This is a genomic window from Pseudomonas sp. Eth.TT006 (assembly GCF_054456575.1).
This window is the reverse complement of record NZ_JBTJEN010000004.1, coordinates 312,763-339,182: the sequence shown is the minus strand read 5'-3', so window position 1 is coordinate 339,182 and position 26,420 is coordinate 312,763. Positions and strand designations below refer to the sequence as shown.

General features: G+C 61.3%; 19 protein-coding genes. 14 read left to right on the top strand and 5 right to left on the bottom strand.

Annotated elements, in window-relative coordinates; genetic code table 11:
* The first annotated feature begins 122 nt into the window (after positions 1-122).
* Complete coding sequence (locus ACXR0M_RS09275) at positions 123-1,352, top strand: acyl-CoA dehydrogenase (protein ID WP_458831613.1); 1,230 nt, start codon at positions 123-125, stop codon at positions 1,350-1,352.
* 138 nt (positions 1,353-1,490) lie between these two features.
* Here ACXR0M_RS09275 and ACXR0M_RS09270 read toward each other — a convergent pair whose 3' ends face one another.
* Both ACXR0M_RS09270 and xthA read right to left on the bottom strand, forming a co-directional pair.
* A complete protein-coding gene (locus tag ACXR0M_RS09270) occupies positions 1,491-2,825 on the bottom strand; it encodes a substrate-binding domain-containing protein (RefSeq protein ID WP_458831612.1) in 1,335 nt (444 codons plus the stop codon).
* Positions 2,826-2,987: 162 nt separating this feature from the next.
* On the bottom strand, positions 2,988-3,800 hold the full coding sequence (gene xthA, locus ACXR0M_RS09265) for an exodeoxyribonuclease III (protein WP_458831611.1): 813 nt from the start codon (positions 3,798-3,800) through the stop codon (positions 2,988-2,990).
* A 323-nt stretch (positions 3,801-4,123) separates the two neighbouring features.
* Between xthA and ACXR0M_RS09260 the strand changes: the two genes are divergently transcribed.
* From ACXR0M_RS09260 to ACXR0M_RS09230, 7 genes are all read left to right on the top strand, one after another.
* Complete coding sequence (locus tag ACXR0M_RS09260; RefSeq protein WP_458831610.1) at positions 4,124-4,774, top strand: GNAT family N-acetyltransferase; 651 nt, start codon at positions 4,124-4,126, stop codon at positions 4,772-4,774.
* Between the two features lie 66 nt (positions 4,775-4,840).
* The gene (locus ACXR0M_RS09255; RefSeq protein ID WP_458831609.1) at positions 4,841-6,568 is read left to right on the top strand and encodes an autotransporter assembly complex protein TamA; all 1,728 of its coding nucleotides are present in this window, start codon (positions 4,841-4,843) and stop codon (positions 6,566-6,568) included.
* Positions 6,565-10,239 (top strand): translocation/assembly module TamB domain-containing protein, encoded by a 3,675-nt coding sequence (locus tag ACXR0M_RS09250; RefSeq protein ID WP_458831608.1) that lies wholly within the window; start codon positions 6,565-6,567, stop codon positions 10,237-10,239. Before ACXR0M_RS09255 ends, ACXR0M_RS09250 begins: the two co-directional genes overlap by 4 nt.
* A 227-nt stretch (positions 10,240-10,466) precedes the next feature.
* A complete protein-coding gene (locus ACXR0M_RS09245) occupies positions 10,467-10,949 on the top strand; it encodes a MarR family winged helix-turn-helix transcriptional regulator (protein ID WP_458831607.1) in 483 nt (160 codons plus the stop codon).
* Complete coding sequence (locus ACXR0M_RS09240; protein WP_458831606.1) at positions 10,939-12,408, top strand: efflux transporter outer membrane subunit; 1,470 nt, start codon at positions 10,939-10,941, stop codon at positions 12,406-12,408. Before ACXR0M_RS09245 ends, ACXR0M_RS09240 begins: the two co-directional genes overlap by 11 nt.
* Before the next feature lie 14 nt (positions 12,409-12,422).
* On the top strand, positions 12,423-13,625 hold the full coding sequence (locus ACXR0M_RS09235; RefSeq protein WP_458831605.1) for an efflux RND transporter periplasmic adaptor subunit: 1,203 nt from the start codon (positions 12,423-12,425) through the stop codon (positions 13,623-13,625).
* A gap of 237 nt (positions 13,626-13,862) precedes the next feature.
* Positions 13,863-15,392: a DHA2 family efflux MFS transporter permease subunit gene (locus ACXR0M_RS09230; RefSeq protein ID WP_458831604.1), complete on the top strand. Its 1,530-nt coding sequence runs from the start codon at positions 13,863-13,865 to the stop codon at positions 15,390-15,392.
* A gap of 103 nt (positions 15,393-15,495) precedes the next feature.
* Here the strand turns inward: ACXR0M_RS09230 and lpxH are convergent, their stop codons facing one another.
* Entirely contained in the window at positions 15,496-16,248 is a 753-nt protein-coding gene (gene lpxH, locus ACXR0M_RS09225; RefSeq protein ID WP_458831603.1) for a UDP-2,3-diacylglucosamine diphosphatase, read from the bottom strand.
* Entirely contained in the window at positions 16,245-16,751 is a 507-nt protein-coding gene (locus ACXR0M_RS09220; protein WP_458831602.1) for a peptidylprolyl isomerase, read from the bottom strand. Before ACXR0M_RS09220 ends, lpxH begins: the two co-directional genes overlap by 4 nt.
* Before the next feature lie 249 nt (positions 16,752-17,000).
* Here ACXR0M_RS09220 and ACXR0M_RS09215 point away from each other — a divergent pair, with 249 nt between their 5' ends.
* Positions 17,001-18,701 (top strand): glutamine--tRNA ligase/YqeY domain fusion protein, encoded by a 1,701-nt coding sequence (locus ACXR0M_RS09215; RefSeq protein WP_458831601.1) that lies wholly within the window; start codon positions 17,001-17,003, stop codon positions 18,699-18,701.
* Between the two features lie 21 nt (positions 18,702-18,722).
* Complete coding sequence (gene cysS, locus ACXR0M_RS09210; protein ID WP_458831600.1) at positions 18,723-20,105, top strand: cysteine--tRNA ligase; 1,383 nt, start codon at positions 18,723-18,725, stop codon at positions 20,103-20,105.
* Between the two features lie 201 nt (positions 20,106-20,306).
* On the opposite strand, the gene ACXR0M_RS09205 is transcribed toward cysS, so the two are convergent.
* Positions 20,307-22,154, bottom strand: a complete 1,848-nt coding sequence (locus ACXR0M_RS09205; protein WP_458831599.1) for a sigma-54-dependent Fis family transcriptional regulator — start codon at positions 22,152-22,154, stop codon at positions 20,307-20,309.
* 382 nt (positions 22,155-22,536) lie between these two features.
* On the opposite strand from ACXR0M_RS09205, the gene ACXR0M_RS09200 reads away from it, so the two are divergent.
* Genes ACXR0M_RS09200 through ACXR0M_RS09185 form a run of 4 tightly spaced genes read left to right on the top strand, consistent with a single transcriptional unit; the run spans position 22,537 to position 26,419 of the window.
* Positions 22,537-23,631 (top strand): ABC transporter ATP-binding protein, encoded by a 1,095-nt coding sequence (locus ACXR0M_RS09200; protein WP_458831598.1) that lies wholly within the window; start codon positions 22,537-22,539, stop codon positions 23,629-23,631.
* Entirely contained in the window at positions 23,631-24,746 is a 1,116-nt protein-coding gene (locus ACXR0M_RS09195; protein ID WP_458831597.1) for an ABC transporter ATP-binding protein, read from the top strand. Before ACXR0M_RS09200 ends, ACXR0M_RS09195 begins: the two co-directional genes overlap by 1 nt.
* Positions 24,743-25,609: a carbohydrate ABC transporter permease gene (locus ACXR0M_RS09190; protein WP_458831596.1), complete on the top strand. Its 867-nt coding sequence runs from the start codon at positions 24,743-24,745 to the stop codon at positions 25,607-25,609. Before ACXR0M_RS09195 ends, ACXR0M_RS09190 begins: the two co-directional genes overlap by 4 nt.
* A gap of 9 nt (positions 25,610-25,618) precedes the next feature.
* Positions 25,619-26,419: a carbohydrate ABC transporter permease gene (locus ACXR0M_RS09185; RefSeq protein ID WP_458831595.1), complete on the top strand. Its 801-nt coding sequence runs from the start codon at positions 25,619-25,621 to the stop codon at positions 26,417-26,419.
* The last annotated feature ends 1 nt before the right edge of the window (position 26,420 follow it).

The window sequence follows — 26,420 nt, the reverse complement described above, 5'->3', positions numbered from 1 at the left end:
GCGGATCATATATCGGTGATGAATGTTTATACACGCCGAGAATAGGCTAGGTAAATTATCAGCGCTGTTCTAGCATCGATTGCATGATCTGAACAACCTCTGCCGAAAGAAGGTAATTGCTCATGGATTTCGCTTATTCGCCCAAGGTGCAAGAACTGCGTGAGCGCGTGACCGCGTTCATGGACGCTTACGTTTACCCGGCCGAAGCCGTGTTCGAACGTCAGGTTGCCGAGGGCGATCGCTGGCAGCCGACCGCGATCATGGAAGAGCTCAAGGCCAAGGCCAAGGCCGAAGGTCTGTGGAATCTGTTCCTGCCGGAATCGGAGCTTGGCGCTGGGCTGACCAACCTCGAATACGCGCCGCTGGCGGAAATCATGGGCCGCTCGTTGCTCGGGCCGGAGCCGTTCAACTGCTCGGCGCCGGACACCGGCAACATGGAAGTGCTGGTGCGCTATGCCAACGAAGAACAGAAACAGCGCTGGCTCGAACCGCTGCTGCGCGGCGAGATCCGTTCGGCGTTCGCCATGACCGAACCGGACGTGGCTTCGTCCGACGCCACCAACATGGCCGCCCGCGCGGTGCGTGACGGCGACGAGTGGGTGATCAACGGCAAGAAATGGTGGACCTCAGGCGCTTGCGATCCGCGCTGCAAGATCCTGATCTTCATGGGCCTGAGCAACCCCGATGCACCGCGCCATGCGCAGCACTCGATGATTCTGGTGCCGGTCGACACCCCCGGCGTGAAGATCGTCCGTCCGCTGCCGGTGTTCGGTTATGACGACGCACCCCATGGCCATGCCGAAGTGCTGTTCGATAACGTGCGCGTGCCGTACGAAAACGTCCTGCTCGGCGAAGGACGCGGCTTCGAAATCGCCCAGGGTCGGCTTGGCCCAGGGCGAATCCACCACTGCATGCGTTCAGTCGGCATGGCCGAGCGCGCACTGGAATTGATGTGCAAACGCTCAGTGAGTCGCACTGCATTCGGCAAACCGCTGGCGCGTCTGGGCGGTAACGTCGACAAGATCGCCGACTCGCGGATGGAGATCGACATGGCGCGCCTGCTGACCCTGAAGGCGGCGTACATGATGGACACCGTGGGCAACAAAGTGGCGAAAAGCGAGATCGCCCAGATCAAGGTCGTCGCACCGAACGTCGCCCTGCGGGTGATCGACCGCGCGATCCAGATCCACGGCGGGGCCGGGGTCTCGAACGACTTCCCGCTGGCCTACATGTACGCCATGCAACGCACCCTGCGCCTGGCCGACGGCCCCGACGAAGTACACCGCGCGGCCATCGGCAAGTTCGAGATCGGCAAGTATGTGCCGAAAGAGATGCTGCGCAGCGGGCATTAAGACCGCGTCGCCGGCTTCGCGAGCAAGTTCGCTCCCACACGATTCTCCAGTGAACACGAATTGGTGAACGCCAGAGAAACCTGTGGGAGCGGGCTTGCCCGCGAAGGCGCCAGATCAGCCAATACATCACCGTCAGGCTCAATACACCCAAACCTCAACCCGTCGATTCTTGATCCGTCCCTCATCGCCGTTGTTCGCCGCCACCGGCATCAACGCGCCAAACCCGCGCACCTCGCGCAGCACCACGCCGTTCTTCACCAGTTCGCGCCGCACCGCCATTGCCCGCAACTTCGACAGCAGGTCGGCCCGGGCCGGATCGTCTTTCTCGTCACCAAAACCCACCAGCGTCACCGCCCGATCAGCCTTGTCGTGGCGCTTTATATAGTCGAGCACCCGCGCCAGATCCTGTCGCGCCTTGTTGTCGAGGCTGGCGCTGCCTTCTTCAAAGCGGAAATTCACCGTCAGACGCTGGGCATGCCGGATGAGGGATTGATAACCCTCGGGCATCAGCGGATTCGGCGTAACACTCATCGCATGGATGCTCTGGCTGATAAAACCGTTGGCCGCGACAATCTTCTGCCCTTGTGGACTTTGCGCAAACGCCACCAGCGCGCAGGCCCAGGGATTCTGGCTGATGGGCGGCAGATATAAGAACAGGCGGCGCGACAGCGGATAGTCTTCCGTCGCGATCAGGCTGCTGAGCGGCAACATCGATTGCGACGCACCGTCAGCGATGGCCACGGCTTTGGCCTGACGCACATAAGGCAGGCCGATAAACCCGATGCCTTGCGGATCGCTGCTTACCGCGTCGGACAATTGCTCGCTGGATTCGAAGCGTTTCGCCGTCGCGCTCAGACTTTTCTCATGGCGAGCCAGCACCAGTTCCTTGAACGTGTCGTAGGTGCCGGACTGATCATCCCGCGCATATAAATGAATCGCGCCGCCACGGCCACCGAGCGCTTCCCAGGTTTTCACCTCGCCGGCGAAGATCCGCGCCAGTTGCGCGGTGTCTAGTTGCTGCAGCGGATTGTCGGGATGCAGGATGATCGCCAGGCCATCGATGGCGATGACCTGCTCGGCCTCGGGACTCTTCATGTCGCCGAGCGCTTGCAGGCTGAGCAGTTCGCTGTCCTTGATCGGACGGGAGGCGGCGGCGAGGTCGGCGCTGGCGTTTTTCAGTGCTGTGAAACCGGTGCTCGAGCCGTGGGCGGCGACTTCGATCACCACGCGTTGGCCCTGAGCGGTTTGGCCGACGATGTGTTGTTCGTTGGCGGCGTCAGGGTTTTCCCGGTGGATTTTCAGCAGGCCCTGTTGCTGCAGAAAACCTTCAACCAGCGCCGGACCGAGATCGGCGCCAATGGTGTTGGAACCCTGAATGCGCAGTGCCGGGCCGTTTTCCGGGATGGGCAGGGCGGCGGCAGACACCGACAGCCATGCACTCAACACAAACACGAACAGAACACGCAGGGTCATGCCGGCACCGAATCAAGCCAAGGGGATTGCCGGGGAGATTAAGTCAGGCGCATGACCAAAACATGACAGATCAAAAGATCGCAGCCTGCGGCAGCTCCTACACGGAAACGCGTTCCAATGTAGGAGCTGCCGCAGGCTGCGATCTTTTGATCTTGCCGTATATCAGCTCAATTCCAGCCAGATCGGCGCGTGATCCGACGGCTTCTCCATCCCACGCAGTTCATAGTCCACCCCCGCATCCTTCACTCGCGGCAACAGACCATGCGAGGCGAGGATCACGTCGATCCGCAGGCCACGTTTGGGCTCGTCTTCAAAGCCACGGCTGCGATAGTCGAACCAGCTGAAGGTGTCCGTAACGTCCGGGTTCAGGTGACGGAAGCTGTCAGTCAGGCCCCAGTTTTTCAGGCGCGCCATCCACTCGCGCTCTTCCGGCAGGAAGCTGCATTTGCCGGTTTTCAGCCAGCGCTTCATGTTGTCCGGGCCGATGCCGATGTCGCAGTCTTCCGGGGAAATGTTCACATCGCCCATCACCACCAGTGGCTGCTCGTTGTGAAACTGGCTTTCCAGCAGGGCCTGCAGATCGCTGTAGAAGCGTTGCTTGGCCGGGAACTTGGTCGGGTGGTCACGGCTTTCGCCCTGGGGGAAGTAGCCGTTCATGATGGTCACCGGCACGCCATTGGCGTCGGCGAAAGTGCCCCAGATAAAGCGGCGCTGGGCGTCTTCTTCATCGGTGGCGAAGCCTTTGTGAATGGCAATCGGCTCGTTGCGCGAGAGCAGGGCGACGCCGTAGTGACCTTTCTGGCCATGAAAATAAACGTGATAACCCAGCGCACGCACTTCTTCCAGCGGGAATTGGTCGTCGTGGACCTTGGTTTCCTGCAGGCCGATCACGTCCGGCTGATGCTTTTCAATCAGCGCTGCCAGCTGATGCGGACGGGCGCGCAGTCCGTTGATGTTGAAGGAAACGATCTTCATGGGTGGCAGTCCTGGCAAAAGGGCGATGCTAGCTGACATGTGGGATGGGGGCCAGTGTGGGGTGGGCAGATTCCCTTTGTTCTGTCAGATGAAGGAACTCTTTAGGGCCCATCGCTTGCAAGCCAGCTCCCACAGGTTCAGTTGTGTGCAGCTAATTTGTGTCCGACGCGGACACTGTGGGAGCTGGCTTGCCAGCGATGAGGCCCGACCTGTCGATGAAGATCCCGCCTTGGTCTATACCTGTGGGGAACTGCGCCACCCGCAAAAGGTTCGTAGCAAAAACAACGCAACCCTTTGCACGCGCCCCGTGGAGAATCACCGCCATGCCTGAAACCCAGACTGCCATCGCCGACATCCACATGCTCGACCGCGGCTACTCGCGCGAAGCCCGCTCCTTGCTGTATCAGGCTTACCGCCACGAGCCGACCTTCGGTTACCTGTTCGAGGCCGAGCGGCCGGGCTATGAGCAGCGCGTGCGGGCGACGGTGCGCGAACTGGTCAAGCAGCACTTCCTCCAGGATCAACCGGCGATCGGCCTGCTGGTCAATGACCGGTTGATCGGCATCGCCCTGATCGCGCCACCGCAGCGGCGCCTGGGCGTCACCGAAAGCTGGGCCTGGCGCCTGCGCATGGTGCTCAGTACCGGGTTCCGTTGCACCCGGCGTTATCTGGAGTACCACGCGGCGGTCGCCGCCTGCGTACCCGGTGACTCGGTGCACATGTTGCCGCTGCTGGGGATTCATCCGCAGTTTCAGGGCCAGCACTTCGGCGAGCAGTTGCTGACGGCGGTGCACAACTGGTGCGCGGTGGACGAAACCTCCCGAGGCGTAGTGCTCGACACCGGCAACCCGCGCTACCTGGAATTCTATAAACGTCAGGGCTACGAAGAGATCGGCGAAGTCGCCGTCGGCCCGGTGCGCGAACACGTGTTTTTCCATGCCAATCCGCAGGTGTTACAAACTGCAACAGCATGACGATCGAACTTCTTGGGAAATTTCCTGTTCTATCACGCTCCCAAGCCCGTGATAGCATCCGCGCCTATGAAGTTTCCCGGAAGATTTACCAGTGGCGTGCTCATGCTGTTAACCAGCTGCGCGGCGCTGGCGCAAAGCGAATTGGACGTGCGGATCAAACCGTCCAACGACGAACTCAAGGCCAATATAGAAGGCTATATCGGCAGTCTCGGCGATCGTGACGAACAAGCCTTGTTGCGCTTCAGTCGCGGCGCCGAAGAGCAGGCGCGCAAAGCCGCGCAGGCCTTGGGTTATTACCAGCCGCAGATTGACAGCGACGTGAAGGGCGGCGAAAAGCCGCGCCTGGTGCTGAACATCGACCCTGGCGAACCGATTCGCCTGCGCAACGTCACCATTCAAGTCAATGGCCCGGCGGCCTCGCTCAAATCCTTTCGGCTGCCGAGCAGCGATACGCTCAAGTCCGGCGCGGTCCTCAATCATGGGCGTTATGAAGACGCCAAACGGCTGATCCAGAATCAGGCTTCGCGTTTCGGCTTCTTCAGCGGCCATTTCACCAGCCAGAAACTTTTGGTCGATCCGCGTGCCGGGGTGGCCGATGTTGAACTGATTTACGAAAGCGGCCCGCGCTATGCGCTGGGCAAGGTCAGTTTCGAGGGCGACACACCGTTCGATGAAGACCTGTTGCAGCGCATGGTGCCGTTCAAGGCCGGCGACCCGTACGACTCCGAGCTGATCGCCGAACTCAACCGCGACCTGCAATCGAGCGGCTACTTCGAAGGCGTGCGGGTCGATGCCGCGCCGACCGCGGCGCAAAACCAGGTGATCCCGGTCGAGGTCAAACTCGACACGCGCAAGCCGCGCACCATGGGCCTCGGTCTCGGGTATTCGACCGACGTCGGCCCGCGGATCAAGGCCAACTGGACCCGCCACTGGGTCAATCCGCAGGGCGACAGCTACGGCTGGGAGGCCGAGCTGTCGGCGCCACGGCAAAACGTCGGGCTGTTCTATGACATCCCGCTCGACCCGCCGCTGACCGACAAACTGCGCTGGGCCGGCGGTTATCAATACGAAGACATCGACGGCTCCGACACCCTGAGCAAGCTGCTGACCTTCGGCCCGGAATGGCACAGCAAGTTGCCCAGCGGCTGGCAGCGAGTGATCTCGCTGAAATGGCAGCGCGAGGAGTATCAGCTCGGCGACGATTCCGGCCTCAGCACCTTGTTGATGCCCGGCATCAGCTATTCGTACCTGAAAAGCGACAACCGCATCGACCCGCACAACGGCTATCGCCTGACCTTTGAAAGCAAAGTGGCGAAAGAAGGCCTCGGCTCGGACAACAACCTGCTGTATGGCACGGCGTTGATCAAAGGCCTGACCACGGTGTTCGACAACCATCGCTTCCTCGGTCGGGTGCAGGTCGGCGGCAGCGCCACCAACGGCTACAACTCGATCCCGCCGTCGCTGCGTTTCTTTGCCGGTGGCGATCAGAGCGTGCGCGGTTACGACTACCAGAGCCTGTCGCCGAAAAACGCCGAGGGCGACCGCATCGGTGGGCGTTACATGGTCGCCGGCAGTGTCGAGTATCAATATTCGATTGCGGAGAAATGGCGGATCGCGACCTTCGTCGATCAGGGCAACTCTTTCAACAAACTCGAACTGCCGAGCCTCAAGACCGGGGTCGGTATCGGTGTGCGCTGGGTTTCGCCGGTGGGGCCGATCCGCCTCGACCTGGCCCACGCGCTGGACGACGACGGCGGCATCCGGCTGCACTTTTCCATGGGGCCTGAGCTGTGAAGCGTGGTTTGAAAATTACGGCGCTGACGCTGCTGGCGCTGCTGTTGTTGATCGTATTGAGCATCAGTGCGGTACTCGGTACGCAGGCCGGCAGCCGCTGGGCGCTGGGCTTGGTGCCGGGTTTGAGCGTGGAGAATTTCCACGGGCGCCTCGGCGGCCAGTGGAGCGCCGATCGTCTGCTGTGGCAACAGGGCAGCAGCCGCGTCGAGCTGAACCGGCCAATTTTCGCCTGGTCGCCGCTGTGCCTGACGCGCATGACCCTGTGCATCGAACAGCTCAAGGCCGATCAGGTGATCCTGCAATTCCCGCCGAGTGAAGAGGTTACTGAAAGCGGCCCGATCAAACTGCCGGATCTGCAATTGCCGGTGGCCATCGAGCTGGGCGAAGTGCAGGTCGGCAGTCTGCTGTTCAACGGCAGCGAGCAGCTCAAGGATCTGCAACTGGCGGCGCACTGGACTGCGCAGGGGTTGCAGATCGACAGCGTCAAACTGCAACGCGACGACCTCAGCCTGAACCTTTCGGGCCTGCTGCAACCGCGCGGCAACTGGCCGTTGAATCTGGCCGGCGACCTGACCCTGCCAGCGGTGGGCAACGAACCCTGGAACCTGGCGCTGAAGGTTGACGGTGATCTGCTGAAAACCCTCAACCTGCACGCCGACAGCCACGGTTACCTCGACGGCCAATTGAGCGGCGAGCTGCAGCCACTGGCGGAAAACCTCCCGGCCAAAGTGCGCATCACCAGTGACGCGTTCAAACCGAGCGCCGATCTGCCGGACACCCTGCAATTCAATCAACTGATGCTGACTGGCGAAGGCGACCTGAAGAACGGTTACCAGTTGCTCGGCAACGCCACATTGCCTGCGGAAAAAGCCCCAGTGGCGCTGCTGCTCCAGGGCAAGGTTGACGCCAGCGGCGCACAGATCGCCGGCCTCGATCTTACGGCCAACGACAAACAAAGCCTGAAACTCACCGGCAGCGTCGACTGGAGCAAAGGCCTGACAGCGCAGGCCAATATCAACTGGCAGGATTTCCCGTGGCATCGCTTGTATCCCGAGATCGACGAGCCGCAAGTCGCATTGCGTACGTTCACCGGCGAAGTCTCCTACACCGACGGCCAGTACATCGGTAACTTCGCCGCCGCTCTGGACGGCCCGGCGGGGGCGTTCAGCCTGAGCAGTCCGTTCAGCGGCAACCTGCAACAGATCGCTTTGCCGCAACTGCAAATGCAAACCGGGCAGGGCAAGGCCGAAGGTCATGTCAATGTGCAGTTCGCCGATGGCATCGCCTGGGACACGGCGCTGGAGCTGTCGGCACTGAACCCGGCGTACTGGGTCGCGGAGTTGCCGGGCACCTTGGCCGGACCGCTGAAAAGCAAAGGCGAGATGAAAAATGAACGCCTGAGTCTGAGCGCCGACCTCGACCTCAAGGGCAAACTGCGCGGCCAACCGACGATCCTCCAGGCCAAGGCGGACGGCGCCGGCGAGCAGTGGAACCTCAACGCCCTGCAGATCCGCCTCGGCGACAACAGCATCAGCGGCAAGGGCAGCCTGCAACAGAAACTCAACGGGCAGATCGACATCAAGCTGACGCGGCTGGCCCAGCTCTGGCCGCAGCTGCGCGGGCAGGTCACCGGGCAAGTCAACGTCGCCGGCACGCTGAAAGCGCCGCAAGGCAAACTCGGCCTGCAAGGTTCGCAACTGGCGTTCCAGGACAATCGCCTGCAAAGCCTCAACCTCGATGCCACCCTCGACAGCGCGCAACGGGCGAAGATCGATCTGAAGGGCAGCGGCATTCAGACCGGCGACACCAACCTCGGCGTGCTGACTGCGAGCGCTCAAGGCGATATCAAAAGCCAGAAACTCAATCTCGAACTGCTTGGGCCGAAGCTGAAACTGGCCCTGGGCCTCGACGGCAATCTGGATAAGGGCAACTGGCGCGGGCGTCTGGCCAGCGGTGACGTTCAGGCCGGCGGACAGGACTGGAAACTGCAGAATCCGGCAAAACTCGAACGCCTGGCCGATGGCAAGATCAACTTCGGCGCGCACTGCTGGATCTCCGGCAATGCCAGTTTGTGCGGTGAAGACCAACGCCTGATGCCCGAGCCGAAACTGCGTTACCACCTCAAACAGTTCCCGATTGAAAGCCTCGCGCAATGGCTGCCGAAGGATTTCGCCTGGCAGGGCAAGCTCAATGCCGACCTGCAACTGGACCTGCCGGCCAGCGGCCCGAACGGCGTGGTCAGCATCGACGCCAGCGGCGGCACCTTGCGCATGAAGGAAAAGGATCAGTGGCTGGACTTCCCGTACCAGACCCTCAAGCTCACCAGCAAACTCACGCCGAAGCGCGTCGACACCGACCTCAACTTCGTCGGCGGCAAACTCGGCGAACTGATGGTGCAGGCGCAGCTCAATCCGCTGCCGAAAAACAAACCGTTGAGTGGCTCGTTCCGTCTCAGCGGTCTGGACCTGTCGGTGGCGCGGCCGTTTGTGCCGATGGTCGAGAAACTCACCGGGCGCCTGAACGGCAGCGGCACCCTTTCCGGCGGACTGCTGGCGCCACTGGTCAACGGCACGGTCAAACTCAGCGACGGCGAAGTGTCCGGCGCCGAGCTGCCGATGGAGTTGCAGAACCTGCAACTGACTGCGGTGATCGCCGGTGAGTCGGTGCGTCTGGACGGCGGCTGGAACAGCGGCAAAACCGGCCAGGGCAGCCTCAACGGCGATGTCGCCTGGGGCCAGGCGCTACTGGTCGACCTGGCGCTCAAGGGCACGCAATTGCCGGTCACGGTCGAGCCGTACGCCAAGCTGGAAGTCGCGCCGGACCTGAAGATTTCCATGGCCGGCGATGAGCTGAAAGTTGCCGGCAAGGTGTTGGTGCCGCGCGGCGAAATCACCGTGCGCGAGTTGCCGCCCTCGACAGTCAAAGTCTCCGACGACACGATCATCGTCGGCGCGCAGACTGAGGAGGGCAAGCCGCCGCTGGCGATGAAAATGGACATCGACGTGGCAGTCGGCGACGACAAACTCGCCTTCGCCGGATTTGGCCTGACCGCCAACGTGCAAGGGCATGTGCACATCGGCGACAACATGGACACCCGTGGCGAGCTGTGGCTCAACGACGGCAAATACCGCGCCTACGGCCAGCGCCTGAATGTGCGGCGCGCGCGTCTGCTGTTTGCCGGGCCGATCGATCAGCCGTATCTGGACATCGAAGCGATTCGCCAGACCGACGACGTGATCGCCGGTATCCGCCTGAGCGGCAGCGCCGAACAGCCGACCACACAGATCTTCTCCGAGCCGGCCATGAGTCAGGAACAGGCACTGTCGTATCTGGTGCTGGGGCGTCCGCTGAGCACCAACGGCGAAGATAACAACATGCTCGCGCAAGCGGCGTTGGGCCTGGGCCTGATGGGCAGCTCCGGGGTTACCAGCGGTCTGGCCAAGGATCTGGGGATTCAGGACTTCCAGCTCGACACCCAGGGCAGCGGCAACACCACCAGCGTGGTCGCCAGTGGCAACATCTCCGAAAAACTCAGCCTGCGTTACGGCGTCGGCGTGTTCGAACCGGCCAACACCATTGCGCTGCGCTACAAGCTGAGCAAGAAGGTGTACGTCGAGGCCGCCAGTGGCGTGGCCAGTTCGCTGGATATTTTCTACAAGCGCGATTTCTGATTCCCTCCGAAAGATCAAAAGATCGCAGCCTTCGGCAGCTCCTACAGGGTTCACCTCAACCCCTGTAGGAGCTGCCGAAGGCTGCGATCTTTTTGCTTTTACAACCGAAAAACCCAGCCCATTGGTCAACTAATTACAAAGCAGCCTAACTATTACGTTGACATTCGCTGCCTAGGCAGTAACATCTCGACATACATTCACTGCCTAGGCAGTTATTAGGTGAGCAAATGAAGCACTTCACCCCGGACGAATTCAAAAACTGCCATCTCGGCCTGTTGCTCGGCCGCGCTGCGCTGCTCAAGGACCGGATCATCGACACCCACATGGAGCCGCACGGCATCACCGCCGCGCAGTTCAAGGTGTTGATCATCATGGCCCAGTTCGGCGTCGACACCCCGGCCGAGCTGTGCCGGCACCTGTCGCTGGACAGCGGTTCGATGACGCGCATGCTCGATCGTCTGGAGCAGAAAGGTTTCCTGCTTCGCCAACGCAGCGAAGGCGATCGCCGTCAGGTGCAGCTCAAACTCACCGAGCAAGGCCAGCAACTGGCCGATCGCCTGCCGTACATCGGCGCCGATGCGATGAATGAACTGGCCGGCGCGGTGACGCCGGACGAGTTGAAGACCCTGGAATACATCCTCAAGAAAATCCTGCTGGCAGCCGGTGACCCGATCACCATCCAGCGCCTGGGTGAACACAATGAGCGGTAAAACCTTGCGCAGCAGCCTAACCCTGGTGCTGTCGGCGATGATCCTCGCCGGCTGCGCCAACTACAGCGGCCTCAACACTCAGGGCCAACGCCTTGAGGCGAAAAGCCTCAACGCCAGCCAGTCCCTCAACGGCGTGAGCCTGTCGCCGGCCGCGTGGCCGAAGAACGACTGGTGGACCAGCCTCGGCGATCCGCAGCTCGACGGTCTGATCCGCGAAGCGCTGCGCGACAGCCCGGACATGCAGATCGCCGAAGCCCGCGCGCATCAGGCCAGCGCCGCCGCGTACGCCGCCGATGCCGAGCGTTATCCGACCCTCGACGCCAGCGCCGGCATCAGCCGTTCGCGCCTGGCCAAGGATCAGGACCCGCGCGGGCAGGGCGATGCCTACGCCACCGTGCGTAACGTCAGCGCCGGTTTCAATTACAACTTCGACCTGTGGGGCGGTCAGCGTGATGCCTGGGAAGCGGCACTCGGTCAGGCCCGCGCCGCCGAAGTCGACCGCCAGGCCGCACAGTTGACCCTCGCCGCCGATGTAGCCCGAGCTTACAGCGATCTGGGTCAGGCGCACATCGTCTATGACCTGGCCAACGAAGACCTCAAGCGCACCAGACAGATGCTGGATCTCAGCCAGCGCCGCTTGAGCGCCGGGATCGACAGCCAGTACCAGTTCCAGCAAACGCAAAGCCTTGAGGCCAGCTCCGAAGCCAGCCTGATCGATGCGGAAAAGCGCTTGAACAGCGCGAAAATCGCTCTGGCCGTATTGCTTGGCAAAGGGCCGGACCGTGGCAACGAAATCGCCCGGCCGAAAGTCTTGCAGGCCAGCGCCGTGGCCGTTCCATCGGTTTTGCCGGCGGAACTGCTCGGTCGGCGTCCGGATCTGGTCGCCGCGCGCTGGCGCGTGGAAGCGGCGAGCAAGGACATCGACTCGGCGAAAACCCGCTTCTACCCGAACCTCAACCTGACGGCATCCGCCGGTGCCGAATCCCTGCTGGGTGACGCGATGTTCGGCTCAGCCAGTCGCTTCTTCAACATAGCCCCGACCATCTCGGTGCCGATCTTCGACGGCGGACGCCTGCGCGCCAACCTCGATGCGCGCGACGCCGATTACGACCTGGCGGTGGCGCAGTACAACAAAAGCCTGGTGAAAGCCCTGGGCGATGTCAGCGACACGATCAACCAGCTGCGCGATATCGGCCGGCAGATCGGCGCGCAACAACACGCCACCGACATTGCTCAGGACTCTTACAACACCGTCGTCCAGCGTTACGGTTCCGGCATCGGCAACTACCTGGACGTGCTCAGCATCGAGCAGCAATTGCTGCAGGCCCAGCGTCAACTGGCGACCCTCAATGCCGAGCAGATCGACCTGTCGATTCAACTGATGCAAGCGCTGGGCGGCGGCTTCCAGGGTGACACCCTGACCGCAGCCAACGCCATCCCAGCCACACCGCACAACTAATTCAGGTATTTGTCATGGCCACTGCCGAAAACACACAAACTCAAGACAACACTCAGGACACCGGCAATCCACGCAAGCGCAAAGTGATGCTGCTGGTGCTGGCCCTCGTGGTCCTGCTCGCCGGTGCTGGCGTCTGGGCCTATCACGAATTCATCGGACGCTTCAGCGAAAGCACCGACGACGCCTACGTCAACGGCAACGTGGTGGAAATCACCCCGTTGGTCACCGGCACCGTGGTCAGCATCGGTGCTGACGATGGTGATCTGGTCCACGAAGGTCAGGTGCTGGTCAACTTCGACCCGAACGACGCCGAAGTCGGTCTGCAAAGCGCCCAGGCGAAACTCGCGCGCACCGTGCGTCAGGTCCGCGGCCTGTACAGTAACGTCGATGGCATGAAAGCCCAGGTCAACGCGCAACAGGCGGAAGTGCAGAAAGCCCAGGACAACTACAACCGCCGGAAGAACCTGGCGCAGGGCGGGGCGATTTCCCAGGAAGAACTGTCCCACGCCCGCGACGACCTGACCTCGGCGCAAAACGCCCTGGCCAACGCCAAGCAGCAACTGAAAACCACCAGCGCGCTGGTCGATGACACCGTGATTTCCTCGCATCCGGACGTGATGGCCGCCGCTGCCGAATTGCGCCAGGCCTACCTGACCAACGCGCGCAGTACGCTGATCGCGCCGGTCACCGGTTACGTCGCCAAGCGCACCGTGCAACTCGGTCAACGGGTGCAGCCGGGCACTGCGCTGATGGCGGTGATTCCGCTGGATCAGCTGTGGATCGACGCCAACTTCAAGGAAACCCAGCTGCGTGACATGCGTATTGGTCAGCCGGTGGACATCGAGTCCGACATCTATGGCAGCAGCGTGAAGTACAGCGGCACCGTCGACAGCCTCGGCGCCGGTACCGGCAGCGCGTTTGCCTTGCTGCCGGCGCAGAACGCCACCGGCAACTGGATCAAGATCGTGCAGCGTGTGCCGGTGCGGATTCACGTCAACGCCGAAGAGTTGGCTAAACACCCGCTGCGGGTCGGTCTGTCGACCAACGTTGAAGTGAACCTGCACGACCAGAGCGGCCCGGTGCTGGCGCAGCAACCGCCGCAAAAGGCCTCGTTCAGCACCAACGTCTACGACCGCCAACTGGCCGAAGCCGACGCGATGATTGCGCAGCTGATCCACGACAACAGCGCTGCCGCCAGCAAGACCGCGCAACGCTGATCCCGAGTCCGCACCTTTGTAGGAACAGTCTTGATGGTGAAGGGATTCAGGATGATCTGTGGTGAGGGGATTTATCCCCGATGGACTGCGCAGCAGGCCCTGCTTTTGTGAATAAACAGAGGGCCGCTTCCGCGACCCATCGGGGATAAATCCCCTCACCACAAAGGCTCACTCCTTCAAAAAAGGTGGCTGTGTCTGTAACAGACACGGCGTCAACCCGGCTTCATAGGATTCACAATGAGCAATAACGCCTCTTTCACGCCGCCCAGCCTGTTGCTCAGCACCATCGGCCTGTCGCTGGCGACGTTCATGCAAGTGCTCGACACCACCATCGCCAACGTGGCGCTGCCGACGATCTCCGGCAACCTCGGGGTGAGTTCGGAGCAGGGCACCTGGGTGATCACCTCGTTTGCCGTGAGTAACGCGATTGCGCTGCCGCTGACCGGCTGGCTCAGTCGACGTTTCGGCGAGGTGAAGCTGTTTCTCTGGGCCACCATCCTGTTTGTGCTGGCCTCGTTCCTTTGCGGTATCTCCACTTCGATGCCCGAGCTGATCGGCTTCCGTGTACTGCAAGGTCTGGTGGCCGGGCCGCTGTACCCGATGACCCAGACGCTGCTGATTGCGGTCTATCCCCCCGCGAGGCGCGGCATGGCCCTGGCGTTGCTGGCGATGGTCACGGTGGTGGCGCCGATTGCCGGGCCGATTCTCGGTGGCTGGATTACCGACAGCTACAGCTGGCCGTGGATCTTCTTCATCAACGTACCGATCGGCATCTTTGCGGTGATGGTGGTGCGTTCGCAACTGGCCAAGCGTCCGGTGGAAACCAGCCGTCAGCCGATGGATTACGTCGGGCTGATCAGCCTGATCATCGGCGTCGGCGCGCTGCAGGTGATCCTCGATAAGGGCAATGACCTGGACTGGTTCGAATCGAACTTCATCATCATCGGCGCGGCGATTTCGGTGATCGCGCTGGCGGTGTTCGTGATCTGGGAAATGACTGATCAGCATCCGGTGGTCAACCTGCGGCTGTTCGCCTACCGCAATTTCCGGGTCGGCACGCTGGTGCTGGTGCTGGGTTACGCCGGGTTCTTCGGCATCAACCTGATTCTGCCGCAATGGCTGCAGACGCAGATGGGCTACACCGCGACCTGGGCCGGTCTGGCCGTGGCGCCGATCGGGATTCTGCCGGTGCTGCTGTCGCCGTTTGTCGGCAAGTACGCGCACAAGTTCGACCTGCGCCTGCTGGCCGGGCTGGCGTTCCTCGCGATTGGCCTGAGCTGCTTCATGCGCGCCGGGTTCACCAACGAGGTGGACTTCCAGCACATCGCTCTGGTGCAACTGTTCATGGGCATTGGTGTGGCGCTGTTCTTCATGCCGACCCTGAGCATCCTGATGTCCGACCTTCCGCCGAGCCAGATCGCCGACGGCGCCGGCCTGGCGACCTTCCTGCGGACCCTGGGCGGCAGCTTCGCGGCATCGCTGACCACGTGGATCTGGATCCGCCGCGCCGATCAGCACCATGCCTACATGAGCGAAAGCATCAGCACCTACGAGCCGGCAACCCGCGAGACCCTGAACCATCTGGGCGGCGCCAGCCAGTCGGCGTACGCGCAGATGGACCAAATCCTCACCAGCCAGGCGTACATGCTCTCCACCGTGGATTACTTCACGTTGCTGGGTTGGGGGTTCATGGGGTTGATACTGATTGTGTGGCTGGCGAAACCGCCGTTTGCGGCGAAGGCGGGGCCGGCAGCTTCCGGGCATTGATTGTGCGGTGATTGCTAAAAGATCGCAGCCTTCGGCAGCTCCTACATTGGAATGCATTTCCCTGTAGGAGCTGCCGAAGGCTGCGATCTTTTGATTCTGGCTTTCAGTTCATGGGGGCAGGCAAAGCCGCTGGCGGAACAAAATCAAACGGCGCCAACGCAAACCCGCTCTCATCCACCTGCAACGCCCAGCCCTGCCGATCCCAATCCCCCAGTACAATCCGCTTCGCCGCCTGCTCGCCGAGCTGCAGCTTGTGGATCGCCGGACGATGGGTGTGGCCGTGGATCAGGGTTTTCACCCCGAACTGCTGCATCACCCGCGGAATTTCCTCGGGTGTGACATCAACAATGTCATTGGCCTTCATCCGCGTTTGCGCACGGCTTTCGCTGCGCAGCTTGCGCGCCAGTTTATGGCGAGTGCTCAGCGGCAGATGGCGCAGGATGAACAGGGTGATCGGATTGCGCAGGTAGCGCCGCAGCTTCATATAGCCGACGTCGCGGGTGCACAGGCTGTCGCCATGCATCAGCAGTACCGGCTCGCCGTAAAACTGCGCGACACTCGGGTCCTTCAACAGCGTGCAGCCGGCTTCCTTGCAGAAGGCCTTGCCGAGCAGGAAGTCGCGATTGCCGTGCATCAGAAAAATCGCCGTGCCGCTGTCGCTCAATTGGCGCAGAGCCTGGCAGATGGAGCGCTGGAAGGGTGTCATGGCGTCGTCGCCAATCCACACCTCGAAAAAGTCGCCGAGAATGTACAACGCACTCGCCGAGCGGGCGCGTCCGGCGAGCAAATCCAGAAACGCCCGGGTAATGTCCGGGCGCTCCTCTTCCAGATGCAAGTCTGAAATCAGCAATATCACGCTTCGATGATCTCGGCTTTCTCGATGATCACGTCGTCTTTCGGCACGTCCTGGTGACCGGCCTTGGAAGTGGTGGCTACGCCTTCGATCTTGTCGACGACATCGGTACCGGCAACCACTTTACCGAACACGGCGTAGCCCCAGCCCTGAGCGGTCTTGGCGGTGTGGTTGAGGAAGCTGTTGTCGGAGGCGTTGATGAAGAACTGCGCCGAAGCCGAATGCGGGTCCATGGTACGGGCCATGGCGATGGTGTACTTGTCGTTCTTCAGACCGTTGTCGGCTTCGTTCTGGATGCTCGGGCTCTTGTCTTTCTTTTCCTGCATGCCAGGCTCGAAACCGCCGCCCTGGATCATGAAACCCTTGATCACACGGTGGAACACGACGTTCTCGTAGTGACCTTTCTTGACGTATTCGATGAAGTTGGCGGTGGTGACAGGCGCCTTTTCAGCGTTCAGTTCGATGATGATGTCGCCATAGTTGGTGGTCAGTTTGACTTGAGTCATGATCGCTACTCTTCTAGGGAATTCGTGGTTTTCGGACACTGAGGACCGAAACCGGTTCAGCCTGCTTCGGCCAAGGTGCGCAGTTTAGCGTGACAGGCGCGAATTTCGAGGCTGTTTTTCACATCCCGGCGATTAATTGCGCTGCTTTACAGGCCTTGCTCTGTCAGCCCCTTGACAGCATCGGCTATGATAGCGGCTTTGTTTTGTCTGGCCCCCACTGCGGCCGCGCACCAGTAAGTCAAGGATCCTATGAGCAAGCCCACTGTCGACCCTACCTCGAATGCCAAGTCCGGCCCTGCCGTGCCGGTCAATTTCCTGCGGCCGATCATCCAGGCAGACCTGGACTCGGGCAAGCACACCCAGATCGTCACCCGTTTTCCGCCTGAGCCCAACGGCTACCTGCACATCGGCCACGCCAAGTCGATCTGTGTGAACTTCGGCCTGGCCCAGGAGTTCGGCGGCGTCACGCACCTGCGTTTCGACGACACCAACCCGGCCAAGGAAGACCAGGAATACATCGACGCGATCGAATCCGACGTCAAATGGCTGGGTTTCGAGTGGTCCGGCGAAGTGCGCTACGCCTCGCAGTATTTCGACCAGTTGCACGACTGGGCGGTGGAACTGATCAAGGCCGGCAAGGCCTACGTCGATGATCTGACCCCTGAGCAGGCCAAGGAATACCGTGGCACGCTGACCGAGCCGGGCAAGAACAGCCCGTTCCGCGACCGTTCGGTGGAAGACAACCTCGACCTGTTCGCCCGCATGCGCGCCGGTGAGTTCCCGGACGGCGCCCGCGTGCTCCGCGCGAAGATCGACATGGCCTCGCCGAACATGAACCTGCGCGACCCGATCATGTACCGCATCCGCCACGCCCATCACCACCAGACCGGTGACAAGTGGTGCATCTACCCGAACTACGACTTCACCCACGGTCAGTCGGACGCCATCGAAGGCATCACCCACTCGATCTGCACCCTCGAGTTCGAAAGCCATCGTCCGCTGTACGAGTGGTTCCTCGACGCGTTGCCAGTGCCGGCGCACCCGCGCCAGTACGAGTTCAGCCGCCTGAACCTGAACTACACCATCACCAGCAAGCGCAAGCTCAAGCAACTGGTTGACGAGAAGCACGTCAACGGTTGGGACGATCCGCGCATGTCGACGCTGTCGGGCTTCCGCCGCCGTGGCTACACCCCGACGTCGATCCGCAACTTCTGCGACATGATCGGCACCAACCGTTCCGACGGCGTGGTCGATTTCGGCATGCTCGAATTCAGCATCCGTCAGGACCTCGACGCGAACGCGCCGCGCGCGATGTGCGTGCTGCGTCCGTTGAAGGTGGTGATCACCAACTACCCGCAAGACCAGGTCGAGAACCTCGAACTGCCGCGTCACCCGCAGAAAGAAGAACTCGGCGTGCGCAAACTGCCGTTCGCCCGTGAAATCTACATCGACCGCGATGACTTCATGGAAGAGCCGCCAAAGGGCTACAAGCGCCTGGAGCCGAACGGCGAAGTGCGTCTGCGCGGCAGCTACGTGATCCGTGCCGACGAAGCGATCAAGGACGCCGACGGCAATATCGTCGAGCTGCGTTGCTCGTACGACCCGGACACCCTGGGCAAGAACCCTGAAGGCCGCAAGGTCAAGGGCGTGATCCACTGGGTGCCGGCCGCTGCCAGCATCGAGTGCGAAGTGCGTCTGTACGATCGCCTGTTCCGCTCGCCGAACCCGGAGAAGGCCGAAGACAGCGCGAGTTTCCTCGACAACATCAACCCTGACTCACTGCAAGTGCTGACCGGTTGTCGTGCCGAACCCTCGTTGGGCGATGCACAGCCGGAAGACCGTTTCCAGTTCGAGCGCGAAGGCTACTTCGTCGCCGACATCAAGGATTCGAAACCAGGTCAGCCGGTATTCAACCGTACCGTGACCCTGCGTGATTCGTGGGGCCAGTGATTCGCGTCAAGGAAATTTAAAGTGCTGACGATCTACAACACGCTCACCAAGAGCAAAGAAGTCTTCAAGCCGCTGGATGGCAACAAGGTGCGCATGTACGTGTGCGGCATGACCGTGTACGACTACTGCCACCTCGGCCACGGGCGCAGCATGGTCGCGTTCGACCTGGTGACGCGCTGGTTGCGCTTCAGCGGTTACGATTTGACCTACGTGCGCAATATCACCGACATCGACGACAAGATCATCAATCGTGCCCGCGAGAACGGTGAGTCGTTCGAAGCGTTGACCGAGCGCATGATCGCCGCGATGCACGAAGACGAAGCGCGCCTGAACATCAAGAAGCCGGACATGGAGCCGCGTGCCACGGATCACATTGCGGGCATGCACGCGATGATCCAGACCCTGATCGACAAGGGCTACGCTTACGCTCCGGGCAATGGCGACGTGTACTACCGCGTCGCCAAATTCATGGGCTACGGCAAGCTGTCGCGCAAGAAGATCGAAGACCTGCGCATCGGTGCGCGCATCGAAGTCGACGAGTCCAAGGAAGACCCGCTGGACTTCGTGCTGTGGAAAGCCGCCAAGCCGGGCGAGCCAAGCTGGGAATCGCCGTGGGGCGCCGGGCGTCCGGGCTGGCACATCGAGTGCTCGGTGATGTCCACCTGCTGCCTCGGCGAGACTTTCGACATTCATGGCGGCGGCAGCGACCTCGAATTTCCGCACCATGAAAACGAAATCGCCCAGAGCGAAGCGGCCACCGGCAAGACCTACGCCAACGCGTGGATGCATTGCGGCATGATTCGCATCAATGGCGAGAAGATGTCCAAGTCCCTGAACAACTTCTTCACCATTCGCGACGTGCTCGACAAGTACCACCCGGAAGTCGTGCGTTACCTGCTGGTGTCGAGCCATTACCGCAGCGCGATCAACTACTCGGAAGACAACCTCAAGGACGCCAAGGGCGCCCTCGATCGTTTCTACCACGCGTTGAAAGGCCTGCCGAGCGTGGCCCCGGCCGGCGGCGAAGCCTTCGTCGAGCGTTTCACCACGGTGATGAACGACGACTTCGGCACGCCGGAAGCCTGTGCGGTGCTGTTCGAGATGGTCCGTGAGATCAACCGCCTGCGCGAGAGCGATCTCGACGCGGCGGCCGGTCTGGCGGCACGTCTGAAAGAACTGGCCAGCGTGCTCGGTGTGTTGCAACTGGAAGCCGACGACTTCCTGCAGGCCGGCGCCGAAGGGCGGGTCGATGCGGCTGAAGTCGACGCGCTGATTGCCGCGCGTCTGGCGGCACGCGCCGCCAAGGACTGGGCCGAATCCGACCGCATCCGCGACCAGCTCACCGCCATGGGCGTGGTGCTGGAAGACGGCAAGGGTGGCACGACCTGGCGTCTGGCTGACTGACCGCCTGATCTGCTTCAAAACAAAACCCGCCTAGTGCGGGTTTTTGTTTGTCTGTTGCATCTGGATTCTGCGGTGACAGAGCGGGCCTCATCGCTGGCAAGCCAGCTCCCACAGGTTTCTTCGGAGCTCACACATCTGCGGTGCGCCATCAATCCTTGTGGGAGCTGGCTTGCCAGCGATGAGGCCCGCCCAACCACTACATCACTCAGCCTGCCTCAATCTTTTATAAAGCGTATTGCGACTAACCCCCAACCGCCGCGCCAAATGAGAAATATTGCCCCCGGAAGCCTTCAGCTCTCGGTTCAGCGCTTCACCATCATTCAGATCAACCCCCAGCGGCACCGCGCTCTCCACCGGCTCCATCTCCAGATCAACAAAAAAATCATCCGGCAAGTGCTCCGGCCGCACCGGCTGTTCCTCGGCCATCGCCAGCGCCACCTGCATCACGCTGCTGACCTGACGCAAATTCCCCGGCCACGGATGGCGCTCGAACAGCTCCAGCACCTCGCGGCTCAGTCCGGCCCATTGGGTCGGTTCGCGGTGCTGCTCCCATAGCCGTTTGAACAGCGCCTGTTTATCGCTGCGCTCGCGCAATGGCGGCAGCTCAAGGGTCAGCCCGCCAATGCGGTAATACAAATCCTCGCGAAACCGCCCCAGTTGCACCTGTTCGCGCAAGGAGCGGTTGGTCGCCGAAATAATCCGCAAATCCACCGGGAACAGTTCGCTGCTGCCTACCGGTTGCACGCAGCGCTCCTGCAGCACCCTCAGCAACCGCGCTTGGGTCGGCAGCGGCATGTCGCCGATTTCGTCGAGGAAGAGGGTGCCTTTGTCGGCCTTGCGGATCAGGCCGATGCTGCCTTTCTGATTGGCGCCGGTGAATGCGCCTTTCTCGTAGCCGAACAGTTCCGATTCCACCAGTTCGGCGGGGATCGCCGCGCAGTTGACGGCAATGAACGCCTGTTTGCTCCGCGAACTGGCCTGATGCAAGGCTTTGACGAACACCTCTTTGCCGACCCCGGTTTCGCCGTGGATCAGCAGCGGGATGTCTTTTTCCAGCAGGCGTTCGGCCTGGCGTACGGCTTTTTCCACACGACTGTCGCCGAAGTGCAGGGTGTTGAGACTGATCGTCCCCGGCGCTTTGCTCGGCGCAGCGGCGGGTTTGGACTCGGCGAATACCCGCGCCTGAATCGGCGCCTGTTGCGGTCGCTTCAACAAGCACTGGAAGCGGTTGCGCCCCGAGGTCTGCAGGGCGAACGGCAAGCCGTCGGGCTGGTTGATCAGTTCCAGCAGCGACACATTGAACAGACTTTCAACGCTGACCCGCGACAGGCGCACGCCCAGCAGATTGTCCGCGCGGCGGTTGGCCGACAGTACTTGCCCGCTCTCATCGAATATCAGCAGCCCGGCCCACTGACTGTCGAGGTTGTTCAATCCGGTGTTGAAGGTCAGTTGAAAGTGTTGGCCGTGGAACAGGTTGAGGATCAGCCGGTTCTCCACGGTCTGGCTCATCATCTTGACCATGCCCAGGGTGTGCGAGGGCGGCAGGTAGCTGTCGCTGGACACGTCGAGCACCGCGATGACTTTGCGCTCGGCATCGAAAATCGGCGCCGCCGACCCGGTCATGAAGCGGTTGGCCTTGAGAAAATGTTCATCGTGTTCGATGTGCACCGCCTGCTCGCAAGCCAGCGCGGTGCCAATCGCATTGGTACCGCTCGAACGCTCGATCCAGCTCGCACCGGCACGAAAGCCGCGGGCCAGATTGGGCTCGATAAAACGCTGAGTGCCCCACGACGTCAGCACCTGGCCCTGATGGTCGGCGAGCATGATCAGGCAATTGGAATTGCTCAGGATGTTCTCGTAATACGGCAGCACTTCCTGATGGGTGGTCTGCACCAGCGAGTGATGACGGTCGAGCAACTGCGCGATGCCGGCGGCCGGTAATTGATCGAAAGCCGGGGTGCTCTGGTGGTCAAGACCGAAGGCGCGGCAACGTTGCCAGGAAGTCTGGACGATTGCGTCATGGGACAGCGGCGGGGCGGGTGCGGGCATGGCGATGGGCCTCTGCTGCAGCGTTTTTATTATTGTTATGAACCCGAATCTTGACCACAACGCAGATCAACTGTGGGAGCGGGCTTGCTCGCGAATGCGGTGTGTCAATCAACGAATCGGCTGAATGATCCACTGCATTCGCGAGCAAGCCCGCTCCCACAGTGGAACCACTCGCTATCAAGATCGGGGCAAAAAGCGTTCATAGAGTGTTGTTCACTATTGTTCATTGTCAATCGCCAGACTGTTCAAAAGTGTTCAGCAATGAACGCCCGTTCCCTGCGTTTTCGGCACTTTTCATCACAAATCAAGCACTTGCCATTTTTGGCACGAATGTCGCTCTACTGCACAGGTCGCTTGACTCCAATAATAAAAAGGCCGAGCCATGTCACTCACCCTGGAGCACGTCAGCCGTACCGTCGAGGGCCAGATCTGGATCGACGATGCCTGCCTGACTTTCGAACCCGGATCCTTCAACGTTTTGCTCGGGCGCACGCTGTCCGGCAAGACCAGTCTGATGCGCCTGATGGCCGGTCTGGACAAACCTGACAGCGGGCGCATCCTGATGAACGGCGTCGACGTCACCCAGCGCCCGGTGCGCCTGCGCAACGTGTCGATGGTCTATCAGCAGTTCATCAATTACCCGACCATGACCGTGTTCGAGAACATCGCCTCGCCGTTGCGTCAGGCCGGGGTCTCGAAAGAAATTATCCAGAGCAAGGTGCTGGAAACCGCGAAGATGCTGCGCATCGAGAAGTTTCTGCAGCGCTATCCGCTGGAACTGTCCGGCGGTCAGCAGCAGCGCACGGCGATGGCCCGGGCGCTGGTCAAGGATGCCGAGCTGATCCTGTTCGACGAGCCGCTGGTCAACCTCGACTACAAGCTGCGCGAAGAGCTGCGTCAGGAAATGCGCGAACTGTTCAAGCTGCGCCACACCATCGCGATTTACGCCACCACCGAACCCAACGAAGCGCTGGCGCTGGGCGGCACCACGACTATTCTGCACGAGGGCCGGGTGATCCAGAGTGGCCCGTCAACGGCGGTCTACCATCAGCCGCAAAGCGTGCTGGCGGCGGAGTTGTTCTCCGAACCGCCGATCAACCTGATGCCAGGACGCATCGCCGGCAACGAGGTCAGCTTCGCCAATTTCGTGCACTTTCCGTTGAACGTCGACCTGCGCCCGGTGGGTGAGGGCGAATACCGCTTCGGCGTGCGCCCCAGCCATATCTCGCTGGTGCCGAGCAACGATGACGATCTGGAACTGGCGGTCACCGTCGAAGTGGCGGAGATCAGCGGCTCGGAAACCTTTCTGCATGTGCGCAACGAGCATTTCCTGTTGGTGCTGCACCTGCCCGGGGTACATGAGTACGACGTCGATGCGCCGATCCGCATCTACATCCCGACCCATAAACTGTTCGTGTTCGATGCGCAGGGCCGTCTGGTGCAGGCACCGGGCCGGCGTGTCGCGAGGGTTGCCTGATGGCCGAAATCCGTTTGCAGCACCTCGCCCACAGCTACAGCAAGCAGCCGGGCGGGCCGGAGGATTACGCGATCCGCGAAATGGATCACATCTGGGAGCAGGGCGGCGCCTTTGCCTTGCTCGGCCCGTCGGGTTGCGGCAAATCGACCTTGCTCAACATCATTTCCGGCCTGCTCAGCCCCTCGCAGGGGCATGTGCTGTTCGATGGCAAAGCGGTCAACGAGCTGACCCCGGAGAAACGCAACATCGCCCAGGTGTTCCAGTTCCCGGTGGTCTACGACACCATGACGGTGTTCGACAACCTCGCCTTCCCCCTGAGAAATCAGGGCATGGCTGAGGCGAAAGTGCACAGCAAGGTGCAGGAAATTGCTGAAGTCCTCGACCTGCAGAACCTGCTGAGCAAGAAGGCGCGCAACCTCACCGCCGACGAAAAACAGAAAGTTTCCATGGGCCGTGGCCTGGTGCGCGACGACGTCTCGGCGATCCTGTTCGATGAGCCGCTGACGGTGATCGACCCGCACCTGAAGTGGAAGCTGCGGCGCAAGCTCAAGCAGATCCACGAGCAGTTCAACATCACCATGGTCTACGTCACCCACGACCAACTGGAAGCCTCGACCTTCGCCGACAAGATCGCGGTGATGTACGGCGGGCAGATCGTGCAGTTCGGCACGCCACGGGAATTGTTCGAACGGCCGAGCCACACTTTTGTCGGCTACTTCATCGGCAGCCCCGGCATGAACCTGATCGAGGTGCAGCCGCAGCCAGGCGGCGTTGGTTTCGCCTCGACGCATCTGCCACTGTCCGACGCCTTGCAGCGCCGTATCGAACACGGTCAGTGGAAAAATCTGAAGGTCGGCATCCGCCCCGAGTTCATTCATGTGTGGGATGAGCCGTTTGATGACGCGATGCAGGCCAGGGTCGCACACGTGGAAGACCTCGGCACCTACAAGATCCTCACCCTCGATCTCGACGGCGCGCCGCTCAAGGTGCGCCTGAGCGAAGACAAGCCGGTGCCGCAGGGCACGGCGTACATCAGTTTTCCGGCGCAGTGGCTGATGGTCTATGCCGACGAGTTCCTTCTGGAAGACAGCGAGCCGAGCGAGGTGCAGCCATGAACAAGGTGCAGAACAACAAGGCCTGGTGGCTGGTGTTGCCGGTGTTTCTGCTGGTGGCGTTCAGCGCGGTGATCCCGATGATGACCGTGGTCAACTACTCGGTGCAGGACATTTTCGACCAGTCCAGCCGCTACTTCGTCGGTGCCGACTGGTACAAGCAGGTGCTGCTCGATCCGCGCCTGCATGATTCGTTGCTGCGCCAGTTCATCTATTCGGCCTGCGTGCTGCTGATCGAAATCCCGCTGGGCATCGCCATCGCCCTGACCATGCCGACCAAGGGCCGCTGGTCGTCGGTGGTGCTGATCATCCTGGCGATTCCGTTGCTGATCCCGTGGAACGTGGTCGGCACCATCTGGCAGATCTTCGGCCGCGCCGACATCGGCCTGCTCGGTTCGAGCCTGAATGCGCTGGGCATCAGCTACAACTACGCGGCCAACACCATGGACGCCTGGGTCACGGTGCTGGTGATGGACGTCTGGCACTGGACCTCGCTGGTGGCGTTGCTGTGTTTTTCCGGGCTGCGTGCGATTCCCGACGTGTACTACCAGGCGGCGCGCATCGACCGGGCGTCGAACTGGGCGGTTTTCCGCCATATCCAGTTGCCGAAGCTGAAAAGCGTGCTGCTGATCGCGGTGATGTTGCGCTTCATGGACAGCTTCATGATCTACACCGAGCCGTTCGTGCTCACCGGTGGCGGGCCGGGCAACTCGACGACGTTCCTCAGTCAGACCCTGACGCAAATGGCGGTCGGCCAGTTCGACCTGGGGCCGGCAGCGGCGTTTTCGCTGGTGTACTTCCTGATCATCCTGCTGGTGTCGTGGCTGTTCTACACGGCCATGACCCACAACGATGCCAACCGCTGAGGCCCGGCCATGAACAAGAAAAAGCTGATCGTGCTGCTGCTCTACATCCTCTTTCTGCTGGTGCCGATCTACTGGCTGCTGAACATGTCGTTCAAGAGCAACACGGAAATCCTCGGCGGTCTGACCCTGTTCCCGCAGCACTTCACGCTGGCGAACTACAAGGTGATCTTCACCGACCCGAGCTGGTACACCGGCTATCTCAACTCGCTGTATTACGTCACGTTGAACACAGTGATATCGCTGACGGTGGCGTTGCCGGCGGCCTACGCGTTTTCGCGCTATCGCTTTCTCGGCGACAAGCATCTGTTCTTCTGGCTGTTGACCAACCGCATGGCGCCGCCGGCGGTGTTTCTGCTGCCGTTCTTCCAGTTGTATTCATCGATCGGGCTGTTCGACACACACATCGCCGTGGCGCTGGCGCACTGCCTGTTCAACGTGCCGCTGGCGGTGTGGATTCTTGAAGGCTTCATGTCCGGTGTGCCCAAGGAAATCGACGAAACCGCCTACATCGACGGTTACAGTTTCCCCAAATTTTTCGTGAAGATTTTCCTCCCGCTGATCGGTTCCGGGATCGGTGTCACGGCGTTTTTCTGCTTCATGTTTTCCTGGGTCGAACTGCTGCTGGCGCGCACGCTGACCTCGGTCAACGCCAAGCCGATTGCCGCCGTGATGACCCGTACCGTATCCGCCTCGGGGATCGACTGGGGCGTGCTGGCGGCGGCGGGGGTGTTGACTATCCTCCCGGGCATGCTGGTGATCTGGTTTGTTCGCAACCACGTGGCCAAGGGCTTTGCCCTCGGTCGGGTCTGAG